The sequence below is a fragment of the Micromonospora sp. NPDC004551 genome (genome assembly GCF_040609975.1).
Lineage (GTDB): Bacteria > Actinomycetota > Actinomycetes > Mycobacteriales > Micromonosporaceae > Micromonospora.
Genome location: NZ_JBEXLM010000040.1, coordinates 1 through 12801, shown reverse-complemented (window position 1 = coordinate 12801; position 12801 = coordinate 1). Strand labels below are relative to the sequence as shown.

The 12801-nt window shown below is 74.2% G+C and carries 16 protein-coding genes; 8 read left to right on the top strand and 8 right to left on the bottom strand.

What is annotated here, in order from left to right; all coding sequences use genetic code 11:
- The first annotated feature begins 103 nt into the window (after positions 1–103).
- The 3 genes from ABZW14_RS30770 (at position 104) to ABZW14_RS30760 (ending at position 3242) form a co-directional block, all read left to right on the top strand.
- A complete protein-coding gene (locus ABZW14_RS30770; protein ID WP_007462679.1) occupies positions 104–331 on the top strand; it encodes a helix-turn-helix domain-containing protein in 228 nt (75 codons plus the stop codon).
- A gap of 46 nt (positions 332–377) precedes the next feature.
- Positions 378–1145 carry an enoyl-CoA hydratase/isomerase family protein gene (locus ABZW14_RS30765; protein WP_355353509.1) on the top strand — a complete coding sequence of 256 codons (768 nt, stop codon included), beginning with the start codon at positions 378–380 and terminating at the stop codon, positions 1143–1145.
- Positions 1146–1259: 114 nt separating this feature from the next.
- The gene (locus tag ABZW14_RS30760; protein WP_355353599.1) at positions 1260–3242 is read left to right on the top strand and encodes an ABC transporter ATP-binding protein; all 1983 of its coding nucleotides are present in this window, start codon (positions 1260–1262) and stop codon (positions 3240–3242) included.
- Positions 3243–3251: 9 nt separating this feature from the next.
- Here the strand turns inward: ABZW14_RS30760 and ABZW14_RS30755 are convergent, their stop codons facing one another.
- On the bottom strand, positions 3252–3554 hold the full coding sequence (locus ABZW14_RS30755) for a helix-turn-helix transcriptional regulator (RefSeq protein WP_355353506.1): 303 nt from the start codon (positions 3552–3554) through the stop codon (positions 3252–3254).
- A gap of 66 nt (positions 3555–3620) precedes the next feature.
- Here ABZW14_RS30755 and map point away from each other — a divergent pair, with 66 nt between their 5' ends.
- Positions 3621–4397 (top strand): type I methionyl aminopeptidase, encoded by a 777-nt coding sequence (gene map, locus ABZW14_RS30750; protein WP_355353503.1) that lies wholly within the window; start codon positions 3621–3623, stop codon positions 4395–4397.
- A gap of 67 nt (positions 4398–4464) precedes the next feature.
- Here map and ABZW14_RS30745 read toward each other — a convergent pair whose 3' ends face one another.
- Positions 4465–4827 carry a MerR family transcriptional regulator gene (locus ABZW14_RS30745; RefSeq protein ID WP_355353500.1) on the bottom strand — a complete coding sequence of 121 codons (363 nt, stop codon included), beginning with the start codon at positions 4825–4827 and terminating at the stop codon, positions 4465–4467.
- A gap of 58 nt (positions 4828–4885) precedes the next feature.
- Here ABZW14_RS30745 and ABZW14_RS30740 point away from each other — a divergent pair, with 58 nt between their 5' ends.
- Positions 4886–5596 (top strand): SDR family oxidoreductase, encoded by a 711-nt coding sequence (locus tag ABZW14_RS30740; RefSeq protein WP_355353497.1) that lies wholly within the window; start codon positions 4886–4888, stop codon positions 5594–5596.
- Between the two features lie 65 nt (positions 5597–5661).
- Here the strand turns inward: ABZW14_RS30740 and mug are convergent, their stop codons facing one another.
- The 6 genes from mug to ABZW14_RS30710 form a co-directional block, all read right to left on the bottom strand.
- A complete protein-coding gene (gene mug, locus ABZW14_RS30735) occupies positions 5662–6279 on the bottom strand; it encodes a G/U mismatch-specific DNA glycosylase (RefSeq protein WP_355353494.1) in 618 nt (205 codons plus the stop codon).
- A gap of 10 nt (positions 6280–6289) precedes the next feature.
- Entirely contained in the window at positions 6290–7051 is a 762-nt protein-coding gene (locus ABZW14_RS30730; protein WP_355353492.1) for an SDR family oxidoreductase, read from the bottom strand.
- A 43-nt stretch (positions 7052–7094) separates the two neighbouring features.
- Positions 7095–7544, bottom strand: a complete 450-nt coding sequence (locus tag ABZW14_RS30725; RefSeq protein ID WP_355353596.1) for a hypothetical protein — start codon at positions 7542–7544, stop codon at positions 7095–7097.
- A gap of 56 nt (positions 7545–7600) precedes the next feature.
- Positions 7601–8422: a DUF692 domain-containing protein gene (locus ABZW14_RS30720; protein ID WP_355353490.1), complete on the bottom strand. Its 822-nt coding sequence runs from the start codon at positions 8420–8422 to the stop codon at positions 7601–7603.
- Complete coding sequence (locus tag ABZW14_RS30715) at positions 8419–9336, bottom strand: TIGR04222 domain-containing membrane protein (protein WP_355353488.1); 918 nt, start codon at positions 9334–9336, stop codon at positions 8419–8421. Before ABZW14_RS30715 ends, ABZW14_RS30720 begins: the two co-directional genes overlap by 4 nt.
- A gap of 102 nt (positions 9337–9438) precedes the next feature.
- Positions 9439–10011, bottom strand: a complete 573-nt coding sequence (locus ABZW14_RS30710) for a TetR/AcrR family transcriptional regulator (RefSeq protein ID WP_091270071.1) — start codon at positions 10009–10011, stop codon at positions 9439–9441.
- A gap of 105 nt (positions 10012–10116) precedes the next feature.
- On the opposite strand from ABZW14_RS30710, the gene ABZW14_RS30705 reads away from it, so the two are divergent.
- The 3 genes from ABZW14_RS30705 to ABZW14_RS30695 all read left to right on the top strand — a co-directional run bounded on the left by ABZW14_RS30705 (position 10117) and on the right by ABZW14_RS30695 (position 12769).
- Positions 10117–10971 (top strand): carbon-nitrogen hydrolase family protein, encoded by an 855-nt coding sequence (locus ABZW14_RS30705; protein ID WP_355353485.1) that lies wholly within the window; start codon positions 10117–10119, stop codon positions 10969–10971.
- 62 nt (positions 10972–11033) lie between these two features.
- Positions 11034–11678: an HAD family hydrolase gene (locus ABZW14_RS30700; RefSeq protein WP_355353482.1), complete on the top strand. Its 645-nt coding sequence runs from the start codon at positions 11034–11036 to the stop codon at positions 11676–11678.
- A gap of 161 nt (positions 11679–11839) precedes the next feature.
- The gene (locus ABZW14_RS30695) at positions 11840–12769 is read left to right on the top strand and encodes an RIO1 family regulatory kinase/ATPase (RefSeq protein WP_355353479.1); all 930 of its coding nucleotides are present in this window, start codon (positions 11840–11842) and stop codon (positions 12767–12769) included.
- Positions 12770–12801: the final 32 nt, after the last annotated feature.

Below are 12801 nucleotides of genomic sequence, written 5' to 3'. Positions count from 1 at the left end.
GTGTCGGTTGGCGAATAGTTGATATCTGGCGCATGATCGTCCGAGGCGGTCTAATAGGTGGGACCGTATCCGAACCGCACAGTCTGGGACGTGAGGAATCAGCATGGCAGCCACCGGCACAGCCACCAGCACTGAGAAGGGTCGCCGGATCGTCGGGGCCGAGCGGCAGACGCTCGCCAAGGACCTGGTAAAGCGGTACACCTCGGGTGAGAGCATCCGTGCGCTCGCGGCCTCGACCGGCCGCTCCTACGGGTTCATCCACCGGGTGCTCACCGAGTCCGGGGTGCAGCTGCGGCAGCGTGGCGGCGCCCGGCGCCGCAAGAAGGCGTGACCCGCCCCCCAGCGTCGTCCATCAGCGCTGTGCTCCGGGCGGTCCGGTGACCGCCGAGACGACCGGAGTACGACTCGACTGCGACGGGCCGGTTGCGACGGTGACGTTGTGCCGGCCCGACGTGCTCAACGCGCAGACCCCGGCCATGTGGCGCGCGATGAGCGACTTCTCCCGGGAACTGCCGGGCGACGTCCGCGTCGTCGTGGTGCGCGGCGAGGGCCGGGCCTTCTCCGCCGGCCTCGACCTGTCGGTCGCCGGCTCCTCCGGCCCGGGCTCCTTCGCCGAGCTCTCCACCCTGCCTGAGCAGGAGTGCGCCGAACGGATCGCGGAATACCAGGGCGGCTTCACCTGGCTGCACCGGCCGGACGTGATCTCGATCGCCGCCGTGCAGGGCCACGCCATCGGCGCCGGCTTCCAGCTCGCTCTCGCCTGCGACCTCCGGGTGCTCGCCGAGGACGCCAAGCTCTCCATGGCCGAGGTGACCCTCGGCCTGGTCCCCGACCTGGCCGGCACCAAGCGTCTCGCCGAGCTGGTCGGCTATTCCCGCGCGCTGGAGATCTGCGCCACCGGCCGCCGGATGGACGCCGCCGAGGCGGACCGGATCGGCCTGGCCACCCTCGTGGTGCCGGCCGCGGAACTCGACGGCGCGGTACGCGACCTGACCGCCGGCCTGCTGGCCAACAACCGGGACGCGATCGTGGAGATCAAGGCGCTGCTCGCCGGCGCGGGCGGGCGCAGCCACGCCGAGCAGCAGCGGGCCGAGCGGGAGGCACAGACCCGGCGGATCCGCGACCTGGCCGGGCGGGGCGAATAGTAAGGACCATCCGGGAAGATCCGGGTTACTCGCGAGGTTGTCGTAGTCGTCGGGAGAATTGATCCCGACGGTCCACGGCTGCCGACGACCCGGAGGTGACGAGTGTCCAACCCGATGGCCGGTGGCGGCATGGGCGGCTGGAGCATGCTCCGGTCGATGCGCAACCGCGACGAGATCTCCACCCACCAGCTCAAGCGCGGCACCGCCAAGCGGATTGTCGCGTTCGCGCAGCCCTACCGCCGCGACATCGTCGTCTTCCTGGTCACCGTGGTGATCGCCGCGGTGATCGGGGTCGCCACCCCGCTGCTCGCCGGTGACGTCATCGACGCGATCGCCGGCGGCGGCGCAGACGCGGGCGCCACCGTGGTCCGGCTCGCCCTGATCATCGCCGTGCTGGCCGTGGCCGACGCGCTCTTCTCGCTGGCCCAGCGGTGGTATTCGGCGCGGATCGGCGAGGGCATCATCCTCGACCTGCGCACCCGGGTCTACGACCACGTCCAGCGGATGCCGCTGCAGTTCTTCACCCGCACCCAGACCGGCGCGCTGGTCAGCCGGCTCAACAACGACGTGCTGGGCGCCCAGCGGGCGTTCACCTCGACGCTGTCCGGCGTGGTCAGCAACGTCATCCAGCTCGTGCTCACGGCCGGGGCGATGCTCGTGCTGTCCTGGCAGATCACCGTGCTGGCACTGGTGCTGCTGCCCATCTTCATCATCCCGGCCCGCCGGGTCGGGCGGCGGCTGGCCGAGATCACCCGCGAGTCGTACAACCTCGACGCCAAGATGAACGCGACGATGACCGAGCGGTTCAACGTCGCGGGCGCCCTGCTGGTCAAGCTCTTCGGCTCGCCCGACGTCGAGGCGGCCCGGTTCGCCGGCCGGGCCGAGCGGGTCCGCGACATCGGCATCCAGTCGGCCATGTACTCGCGCACCTTCTTCGTGGCCATGCTGCTGGTCGCCTCCCTGGCCCAGGCACTCACCTACGGGCTGGGCGGCTGGCTCGCCGTCACCGGTGCGGTCAGTGCGGGCACCGTGGTCAAGCTGGCGCTGCTGCTCACCCGGCTCTACGGCCCGCTCACCGCGCTCTCCAACGTCCGGGTCGACGTGATGAGCGCGCTGGTCTCCTTCGACCGGGTCTTCGAGGTGCTCGACCTGCGCCCCGGCATCGACGAGAAGCCCGACGCCGTGCCGGTGCCGCGGGGCAACGGCCGGGTCGAGTTCCGCGACGTGCGGTTCCGCTACCCGAGCGCCGCCGAGGTCTCGCTGGCCTCCCTGGAGGAGGTCGCCGCCCTCGACCGCACGGTCAACGAGCCGGTGCTCAAGGGCGTCTCGTTCGCCGTCGAGCCCGGGCAGATGGTGGCCCTGGTCGGCCCCTCCGGCGCCGGCAAGTCCACGCTCTCGATGCTGATCTCCCGGATCTACGACGTGAGCGACGGCCAGGTGCTGGTCGGCGGCGTCGACGTCCGGGACGCCACGCTCGCCTCGCTCCGCGACGAGATCGGCGTGGTCACGCAGGACTCGCACCTGTTCCACGAGACCATCCGGGAGAACCTGCGCTACGCCAAGCCGGACGCGACCGACGACGAGATCTGGGCCGCGCTGGCCGGCGCGCAGGTCGCCGACCTGGTCCGGGCCCTGCCCGACGGGCTGGACACCACGGTGGGCGAGCGCGGCTACCGCTTCTCCGGGGGCGAGAAGCAGCGCATCGCCATCGCCCGGCTGCTGCTCAAGGCCCCGTCGATCGTGATCCTGGACGAGGCCACCGCGCACCTGGACTCGGAGAGCGAGGCGGCGGTGCAGCGGGCGCTGTCGGTGGCGCTGACCGGGCGTACCGCGCTGGTGATCGCGCACCGGCTGTCCACCGTCCGCGAGGCCGACCAGATCCTCGTCCTCGACGAGGGGCGCATCGTCGAGCGCGGCCGGCACGACGAGCTGGTCGCCGTCGGCGGCCTCTACGCCGAGCTCTACCGCACCCAGTTCGCGGTCACCGACTCCCCGGCCCCCTACGTCGAGCCGGAGCAGCCGGAGCCGGTGGTCACCACCGTGCCGGTCGGCACGTACGTGGCGCAGGAGGCCCTGCCCCCGGCCGCGGCCAACTGACCGCCGGGCCTACGAGGCCAGCCGCTCCCGCGCGTCGCGATCCGACCGCCTGGGACCGGCGGCCCCGTCGGAACGGTTGACCTCCGCCCACACCGCGTCGAGGGAGAGGCCGAGGACATCGGCGATGGCGGCGATGGTCGGGAAGGCCGGAGTGGCCACGCGACCGGACTCGATCTTCCGGAGGGTCTCCGGCGAGACACCCGCGTCCAGCGCGGTGACGAGCATCGAGCGCTCGCCCCGGGCCTGGCGCAGGAGGGCGCCGAGGCGCTGCCCGCGTTCGACCTCCGCGGGAGTGAGCGGCAACCTGACCATGACACCGATTCTAGTACCGGGATAATATGGCCGGGATACTTATTGGCTGAACGAGTAAGGCGTCGCATGATCGAGATCCTGGATCCCACCGAACTGCCCCGAGCCAGGGCGGCCGGCAGCCTCGTCGCCCACATCCTGCAGACGCTGCGGGGTCGCTGCGAGGTGGGTACGAACCTCCTGGACATCGACCGCTGGGCCCGGTCCATGATCGTCGAGGCCGGAGCGCAGTCCTGCTACGTCGACTACGAGCCGTCCTTCGGGCGCGGGCCGTTCGGCCACTACATCTGCACGTCGGTCAATGATGCCGTGCTCCACGGGCTGCCCCACGACTACGCGCTCGCCGACGGCGATCTGCTGACGCTCGACCTCGCCGTCTCCAGCGGAGGGGTGGTCGCCGACTCCGCCGTCAGCTTCGTGGTGGGCGACTCGAAGCCCCCGGAGAGCGTCGCGCTGATCGGCGCGACCGAGCGCGCGTTGCAGGCGGGGATCGCCGCGGCCGGGCCGGGGGCGCGCATCGGGGACATCTCCCATGCCATCGGTTCGGTCCTCCGCGACGCGGGCTACTCGGTCAACACCGAGTTCGGCGGTCACGGGGTCGGGTCGACGATGCACCAGGACCCGCACGTCCCGAACACCGGGCGGCCGGGCCGGGGATACCGGCTGCGTCCCGGGCTGTTGCTGGCCCTGGAGCCGTGGGTCATGGCGGACACCGCCGAGCTCCGCACCGACGCCGACGGCTGGACTCTGCGCAGCGCGACCGGCTGCCGGACGGCGCACAGCGAGCACACGATCGCCATCACCGACGACGGGGCCGAGGTGCTCACCGTGCCGACGCGGGCGTGACCCCGGTGCCCTGACCACAGAGGCTCAGGGTGCCGGGTGGCCCGCGAAATCGGCGAGCGCCCCATGCTCATACGTAGTTACAGTGCGGGTTCGGCCTCGACGCCACGTCGATGATGTCGTTGAGTCTGTCCCGGGCGGTGATCAGCTCAGCGATCTGTGTGTTGATCCGGTCCCGCTCCACCGCCAGCCGTTCGCGCGACTCCGGCGTGCTGACCTTGGCGTCCACGCACGGCAGGAGCTCCGCGATCGTCCTGCTGGACAGTCCCGCGCCGTACAACTGCTGAATCAGCCGCACCCGGTCGACGGCCGAGTCCCCATAGTGTCGCTGCCCGCTCTCACTCCGCGTCGAGGTCAGCAACCCCTGCTCCTCGTAGTACCGCAGGGCGCGAACACTCACCCGCGTCCGGGCCGCCAGGTCCCCGATCCGCACAGTGACCCACCTCGCAATACTTGCCTCTGACGTCAACGTGAGGTTCTACCGTACCGGCATGCAGATCAACGGCACGAAAGCCCTCGTAACGGGCGCCAACCGTGGGCTCGGCAAGGCCTTCGCCGAGGCTCTCCTCGCCCGCGGCGCCACCACCGTCTACGCGACCGCACGCCGTCCCGAGCAGATCAACATTCCCGGCGTCGTCCCCCTTCAGCTGGACATCACCGACCCGGCGTCCATCGACGCCGCGGCAGCCGAGGTGGGCGACCTCGACATTCTCATCAACAACGCCGGCATCTCCACGGACGCGCCCCTGCTCGGACCGTCCACGGAGAACATTCGCCGCGAGTTCGACACGAACTTCTGGGGCACCCTCAACGTCACCCGCGCCTTCGCCCCGAGACTCGCCGGCGGCGCGATCCTCACCGTCATCTCCGCCCTGAGCTGGTACGCCTTCGCTCCCAGCAGCAACGGCTACGCCGCCTCCAAAGCCGCGGAATGGTCTCTCACCAACGGCATCCGACTCGAGCTGGCCGGCCAGAAGACCCAGGTCACCGCCCTGGCTCTGGCAATCGCCGACACCGACATGATGGCCGGCTACGACATCCCCAAACTCCCACCCCACGAGGTGGTCTCCATGGCTCTGGACGGCCTGGAAGCGGGCAAGCTTGAAGTGATCGCCGACCGTCCCACCGCCAACGTCAAGGCGTCGCTCTCCCGCGATCCCGCCCTCTTCTACGCCGACATCCCCGCCGCCCTCTTCGGCTGACACGTGGGCCGACCTGGCACCCGAGCAGCCTGACCCCGACATCTCAGCCGCTCCTGGTCGGAGCACTAGCCGCCGGCGGTCACCGCGGCGCGCAGCTCACCGAAGGCGGCCCCGAGCGTCTCCGGGGTGAAGTGCGCGTTCAGCCCGCTCGGGTTGGGCAGCACCCAGAGCCGGGCCGCGCTGAGGGGTTCCGGCTGCGGCCCGAAGCCCGCCTTCGGGCGGGCGAACCCGATCCGGTACGCGGTCACCCCGACCACCGCCACCCAGCGCGGCCGGTAGCGCGCCACCTTGGCGGCCAGTTCCCGCGCCCCCTCGACCAGCTCCTCGGCGGTCAGCTCGTCGGCACGGGCGCTGGCCCGGGCCACCATGTTGGTGATGCCCAGCCCGAGGCCGGGCAGCTCGTCCTGCTCGCTCGGGTGCAACTGGCGCGGGGTGAAGCCGCCCCGGTGCAGCGCGGGCCAGAACCGGTTGCCCGGGCGGGCGAAGTGCCAACCGGTGGCCGCCGACCACAGGCCCGGGTTGATGCCGACGAAGAGCACGTCCAGCCCGGGCGCGATCAGGTCCGGGAGGAGCCGGTCGGCGGCCGCCGCGAGCTGTTCCCGGCTGGGGCGCGGGTAGCGGCGGGCCGGTGACCCGGGGACGGGGTCCGGCCGGCCGCCGGCGGGGCGGCGTCGGTCGCTCACCGGCGCACCGTCACAGGCCGCGCAGCGCGCCGCCGTCGACCGGCACGGTGACCCCGGTGACGTAGCCGGCGGCGGGGGAGATCAGGAAGGCGGCCACCCGGCCGAACTCGGCGGGGTCGCCGATGCGGCCCAGCGGGATCGACGCCTCCGCCTCGGCGCGGGCGCGCTCCGCGTCGCCGCTCGCGGCCAGCAGCTCCCGGTTGCGGTCGGTCATGATCCGCCCCGGCAGCAGGCTGACCACCCGTACGCCGCGTGGGCCGTGCTCGTCGGCCAGGTCCTTGGCCACCCCGGCCAGGCCGGGGCGCAGGCCGTTGGAGATGCCGAGCCCGGGCAGCGGGCTGCGCACCGAGGTGGACAGCACCAGCCCGATGGCGCCCCCGTCGGTGAGCGCGGCGGCCACCGTGCGTGCGGTGCGGACGGTGCCCAGGAAGACCGTCTCGAAGGACTCGCGCCACTGCGCGTCGGTGACCTGGGCGGCGGTGCCCCGGGGCGGGCCGCCCACCGAGATGAGCGCCCCGTCGAGCCGGCCGAACTGCTCGCGTGCCGCCGCGACGAGCCGCTCCGGGGTGCCCGGGTCGGTGAGGTCGGCGGTCAGCCCGATGACCCGCTCCGGCCCACCGAGCGCCTCGACGGCGGCGGCCACCCGCTCCGGTGCCCGGGACGAGATCACCACGCGGGCGCCGTCGGCGACGAGCTGCTCGGCGGTGGCGAAGCCGAGGCCGCCCGAGGCGCCGGTCAGCACGTACACCCGGTCCGCGAGTCCGAGATCCATGGGGCCGATCCTGCCGTACCGCGGAGGGGCCTGCCACCCGCTCTCAGCGCGGCGCGGGCCGCAGCAGGCGTACGCGACCGGCGAGCTGGGCCGCGACGGCGCCGCCGGCCCGCGCGACGGCCGGCAGCCGGCGGGGGCGGGGGGCGGTACGGCCGTCGTAGCGGCTCGCGGCCTCGCGGGCGGCCAGTTCCTCGGCCCCCAGCGGCGGCAGCGTGCCCTGGTCGCGCAGCTCCCGGGCCAGGTCCCAGCCGTCGCGCAGCGAGCCGTTGGTGGGGCGGCCGGCCGCCCAGCCGGCGAAGGTGGCCGCCCAGGCGTCGCCGAGGCCGGCCGCGAGCAGCGGCCAGTGCCGGGCCACGTCGCCGGCGCGCTTACGCAGCAGGGCCCGCCGGGCCGCCTCCACCGGCGCGGCGGCGAAGCCGGTCGGCAGCGGCCCGCCGGCCACCAGCGCCGCCACCAGCTCCGCCTGCCGCGCGGCGAGGTCCCCGCCGGTCACCTCGCCGCCGGGCGCCTGGACGTGTCGGCCGCCCGGCGTGGCCGGCTCCCCGCCGTTCACGTGACCACCGGGTACCCGGAGGCGGTGGCCAGGGCGTCCAGCTCGCCGCGCAGTTCCGCGGCGGGCGGGTAGTGGCCGTCGCGTTCCAGCAGCAGCGCCGGGGGCCGGCGGCGGCCGCACAGCTCGCGGACCAGGTCGAGCACCTCGGCGGGCACCGGGTCGGTGTGCGTGTCGTGGTAGAAGCCGCCGTGCTCGGCGCCCCCGGCCACGTGGACGTAGGCGATCCGGTCCAGCGGCAGCCGGTCCAGCAGGGCGGCCGGGTCACCGCCCCGGTTGCGGGCGTTGGCGTGCACGTTGGCGATGTCGAGCAGCAGCAGCGCGCCGGTGGCGTCGAGGATCTCGGTGAGGAAGTCGGCCTCGTCCAGCTCGTCGTCCGGCCAGTCGAAGAGCGCGGCGATCGGCTCCAGGGCCAGCGGCACCGGCAGCTCCGCCTGCGCCCGCCGCACGTTGGCCACCACGGCGGCCACCGCCTCCCGGCTGCGCGGCAGCGGCAGCAGGTGACCGGCCTCCAGGCCGCCGGCCCGCACGAACGCGATGTGCTCGCTGACCAGCGGCGCCGCCAGCGCCGCGGCGACGCCGGCCAGGTGCGCCACCCGGGCCGGGTCGACCGGGTCCGCGCCGCCGAGGGAGAGCTTCACGCCGTGGGGTACGACGGTGACGCCCCGTCCGCGCAGCTCGGCCAGGCCGTCGGGGAGCGGCCCGGCCGGGGCGACCGTCTCGGCGACCACCTCGACGAACCGCAGCCCGGGCAGGCCGGCCACGAATCCGGCGATCTCCGGCCGCCACCCGATGCCCACCCCGGAGGGCCCCGCGGTCATCCGCCGCACCCGCCACCGCCGCAGCCGCCACCGCCCCCGCAGGAACTTCCGCCGCCGCACGAGCTGCCGCCCCCGCAGGAGCTGCCCCCGCCGCAGGAGCTGCCCGAGCTGCCGCTCGCCCCCATGGCCTGGCGCTGGATCTCGGCCTGCTCGGCGAAGCCCGGGTCCATGCTCCAGAGGGTGGCGGTGCCGAAGAGCGCGACGCCCATCGCCGCGTCGGACGGGCCGTAGGTGGCGTACGCCGGTGCGGCGGCCGGCCGCAGCCAGGTGTGCTGGCGGCGCAGCTCGCGCAGCGCCCGGGTGGCCGCCCGGGTGCGCCAGGGCACCCGGTTGAGCAGCAGGAACGCGATGAAGAGCGGCACCAGGGTGAGCATCAGCCAGCCGGCGGGCCGGCTGTTGGAGAGGCCGACGAAGGCCCGGACGAAGCCGAGTGCGAGCAGGGCGCCGACGAGCAGGGCGCCGCGGCGCAGCGTCGCCCGCCGCTCCTTGTCCAGGGCCAGACCGCGGCGCACGAGGCCGTCGCGCAGCTCGTCGAGGGCGCGCCGGACCCACTCGTCCTGGCCCAGCTCACGAGTGCGCAGGTGCCGGCCGGCCGCGTGGTGAATGGCCTGGTCGAGCGGGGTGACGCCGGCCGGCAGCGAGCCGCCGGTGGTGAGCCGCCGGTCGGGGCGTACGCCGACCGCGCCGGCCCGGCGCAGCCCGCCGAGCGCGGTCCATACGGCGAGCTGGTCGCCCCCGTTGAGGTATGCGGCCTGCTGCGGCCCGAGCGGTCCACCGTCGTGCACCGGGGTGCCGGCCAGCGCGCGCCGCCGGTACGCCACGGCGCCGGCGACCAGCACCACGGCCGCCACGACGTACCAGCGGAGGAAGACGGGGCCGGGGATGCCCCAGGTGTCGCCCGCGAGGACGGTCATGCTCTGCTCCTGTCGCGAGGGGGTCGCGGCCCATTGTGGAGCAGGTGCGCCAGCGTTGATCTCCCCGGTGGGTCGAGTTACCGGACCGAGACCCGGGGCCGGTCAGTGCCGGCGCACGGCCTCCTCGACCAGGTCGAGCACCCGGCCCAGGTCGCCGGCGGGGCGCCCCATCGCCAGGTGCAGCACCAGCCCGTCGTACGCCAGCTCGAGGAACTGGGCGAGCACGTCGATCGGCACATCGTCGCGGAGCACGCCGGCCTCGCGCTGGCGGAGCAGGCGCTCCCGGGTGGCCTCGGCGATGGCGGCCGAGCGTTCGGCCCAGCGCCGGGCGAACGCGGGGTCGGTGCGCAGCCGCCGGGAGACCTCGAGCTGGCTGCCGAGCCAGCCGGTGGTGTCGGGGGAGACCGCCCGGGCCAGCAGGTCGCGCATCACCTGGACCAGGCCGTTGCGGGCCACGGTCTCCACCATGACGGCGGCGTCGTCCTCGGCCACGGCGAGGAAGAGCGAGTCCTTGTCGCGGAAGTGGTGGAAGATCGCGCCCCGGGAGAGCCCGGTGGCCTCCTCCAGCCGGCGGACGGTGGCACCCTCGTAGCCGTGGCGGGCGAAACACGCCCGCGCGGCGCCGAGGATCTCCTGGCGGCGCGCGTCGAGCTGGTCCTGGCTTACTCTGGGCACGGAACGATCGTTCCAGGTGGGCCGGGCCGATGCAAACCGTACGTACGGCTTGAGATGCGGTTTTCGCATGATCACTCGGTCGGCCGCGCCGGTTAGGATCCTCCGGTGACCCAGGCCGTGCCCCTCCCCACCCGCCCGCTCACCGTGGCCGCCGTGCAGGCCGAGCCCGTGCCCGGTGACGTCGCCGGCAACGCCGCCACCGCCGCCCGCCTCGTCGGCCGGGCCGCCGGCGCCCGGGTCGTCGTCCTGCCCGAGCTGTTCCTGCCCGCGTACCACCCGCCGACCCTCGGCGCCGACCCGACCGGCACCGACGTGGCCGCCGACCCCGAGGGCCGGGTCGACGATCCGCGGCTGGACCCGCTGCGCACGGCGGCCCGCGACGCCGGGACCTGCGTGGTGATCGGTGCGGCGGTCCGCCACCCCGACTCGCGGCGCACCATCTCCTCGCTGGTGGTCGATCCGGCCGGCGCGGTCACCGCCGCGTACGACAAGCAGCAGCTCTGGAGCGGCGAGCGCGAGCTGTTCGACGCCGGCCGGCGGGGCGCCTCGCTGCGGGTCGACGGCTGGCTGTTCGGCCTCGGCATCTGCTACGACGGCTGCTTCCCCGAGCACGGCCGGGCCGCCGCGCTGCACGGCGCGCACGGCTACCTCTGCCCGAGCGGCTACCTGGCCGGCTCCGAGCACCGCCGCGACCTCTACTACGCGGCGCGCGCCCTGGACAACACCATGTACGTGGTCTTCGCCAACGCCGTCGGCGGCCGGGACCCGTGGCGGTTCAACGGCGGCGCCGCCGTCTACGAGCCCGAGGGCCGGCCGCTGGCCCGTGGCGCGGACACCGGCGAGGAGGTGGTGGTGGCGACCCTCGACCCCGCCGCCCTCGGCGCCACCCGCGCCGCACACACGATGCTCACCGACCGCCTGCCCGACCAGGGACTCTCGCGGGCGACGCTCGTCGGCTGACGGACGGCGCGATGCCCTGCGGGGCCTGTCGGTGGCGCACCCCGGTCCCGTAGGGTGCCCGAGTGCCGTTGCTCCTGCTCGATCTGGACAACACCCTGCTCGACCGCGACGGGCCGTTCCGCGCCTGGGGTGAGCGGTTCCTGGACAGCATCGGCGCGCCGCCCACCGACATCGACTGGTTGCTCTCGGTGGACGCCGACGGCCTGACCGACCGCTGGGACGTCGCCGACGCGATCCGGGACCGCTACGGGCTGCGCATCCCCTCCATCGACCTGGTCGAGGAACTGCACGACGGCGTGGTGGCGCTGACCCGGCTGGACCCCCTGGTGGCCTGCGCGCTGCGGATCGCCGACGACGCCGGCTGGGTGCCCGTGGTGGTCACGAACGGCACGTCCCGCCAGCAGGACGCCAAGATCCGCCGGACCGGGCTGGACCGCTACGTCGCCGACTGGGTGATCTCCGAGGAGGCCGGCGTCAGCAAGCCCAACCCGCGGATCTTCGCGCTGGCCGCCCAGCGGGCGCGGATGCCGCTGCGCGGCGCCTGGGTGATCGGCGACAGCCCGGAGGCGGACATCGGCGGCGCGACCGCGGTCGGCCTGCCCAGCGTCTGGCTGCACCGCGGGCGCCGCTGGTCGGACACCCGGTTCGCGCCCACCCGCACGGTGGACGGGCTCATCGCCGCGGTGGCCGCCGTCCTGGCCGGCTGAGCGGTAATTCGGTTGACCCGCCCGGGGCCGCCCGTGACCATGGTGCGGCGCGAGGGCGCAACCGGGCGGTGCCCGGTCGAGGAGAGGAGGTCGGTCATGGCCGTCTTTGCAGGGTCGTACCACCTGCCTCCACCAGCCTCGATCGAAGGACCGATCCACCCGTGCGCGATCACGACTTCCCGGCGCCGCAGCGCCGTGGCCGCGGCAAGAGCCGCTTCGACGACGACGAACCCACCTTCCTGAAGCGGGGCCGGCACGCCGAGCCGGCCCTCGCCGACCCCGACGCCGAGCCGGACGGGGAGGACCGCTGGTCCTCCTGGGACCAGGCCGTGCACGGGCCCGAACCCCACCCGGACTGGCTGGTCACCGAGCTGGCCGCGAAGGACACCGAGTTGGGGGTGCTGAAGACCGGCAAGGAGGCGGACGTCCACCTGGTCCGCCGGGCGGTGCCGGAGACCGGCCGGGGCTGCCTGCTGGCGGCCAAGCGGTACCGGGACCCCCAGCACCGCCTCTTCCACCGGGACGCCGGCTACCTGGAGGGGCGCCGGGTGCGCCGCTCCCGGGAGATGCGGGCGATGGCCGGCCGTACCTCGTTCGGCCGGCAGATGATCGCCGGGCAGTGGGCGGCGGCCGAGTTCGCCGCGCTCGCCCGGCTCTGGGAGATCGGCGCCGCCTCCGGGCGGATCGCCGTGCCCTACCCGGTGCAGCTGCTCGGCACCGAGGTGATGCTGGAGTTCGTGGGTGATGCCGAGGCGGGCGAGGCCGCGCCCCGGCTGGCCCAGCTCCGGCCCGAGGGCGCCGACCTGCGCGACCTGTGGGAGCAACTGGTCGACGCCCTGGTCGTGCTGGCCCGCGCCGGATATGCCCACGGCGACCTGTCTCCGTACAACCTGCTGGTGCACGCGGGGCGGCTGGTCATGATCGACCTGCCGCAGGTGGTCGACGTGGTGGCCAACCCCCAGGGCGCGGAGTTCCTGGGCCGGGACGTCCGGGTGGTCGGCGCCTGGTTCACCGCCCGCGGCCTGCCCGCCACGGACACCGATCCGGAGGCGCTGACCGAGGTGCTGCTGCGGGAGGCGGGCCTCCGCTGAGTGCGGGGCGTCGGCGGCCCGGCCGGGCCGCC

What these genes read in the sequence shown, in the direction of transcription:
- ABZW14_RS30770 (WP_007462679.1), top strand. Translation starts at nt 104, where the DNA reads ATGGCAGCCACCGGCACAGCCACCAGCACTGAGAAGGGTCGCCGGATC.
- ABZW14_RS30760 (WP_355353599.1), top strand. Translation starts at nt 1,260, where the DNA reads ATGGCCGGTGGCGGCATGGGCGGCTGGAGCATGCTCCGGTCGATGCGC.
- ABZW14_RS30715 (WP_355353488.1), bottom strand. Translation starts at nt 9,336, where the DNA reads ATGACCGTCCTCGCGGGCGACACCTGGGGCATCCCCGGCCCCGTCTTC.
- ABZW14_RS30740 (WP_355353497.1), top strand. Translation starts at nt 4,886, where the DNA reads ATGCAGATCAACGGCACGAAAGCCCTCGTAACGGGCGCCAACCGTGGG.
- ABZW14_RS30720 (WP_355353490.1), bottom strand. Translation starts at nt 8,422, where the DNA reads ATGACCGCGGGGCCCTCCGGGGTGGGCATCGGGTGGCGGCCGGAGATC.
- ABZW14_RS30730 (WP_355353492.1), bottom strand. Translation starts at nt 7,051, where the DNA reads ATGGATCTCGGACTCGCGGACCGGGTGTACGTGCTGACCGGCGCCTCG.
- map (WP_355353503.1), top strand. Translation starts at nt 3,621, where the DNA reads ATGATCGAGATCCTGGATCCCACCGAACTGCCCCGAGCCAGGGCGGCC.
- ABZW14_RS30755 (WP_355353506.1), bottom strand. Translation starts at nt 3,554, where the DNA reads ATGGTCAGGTTGCCGCTCACTCCCGCGGAGGTCGAACGCGGGCAGCGC.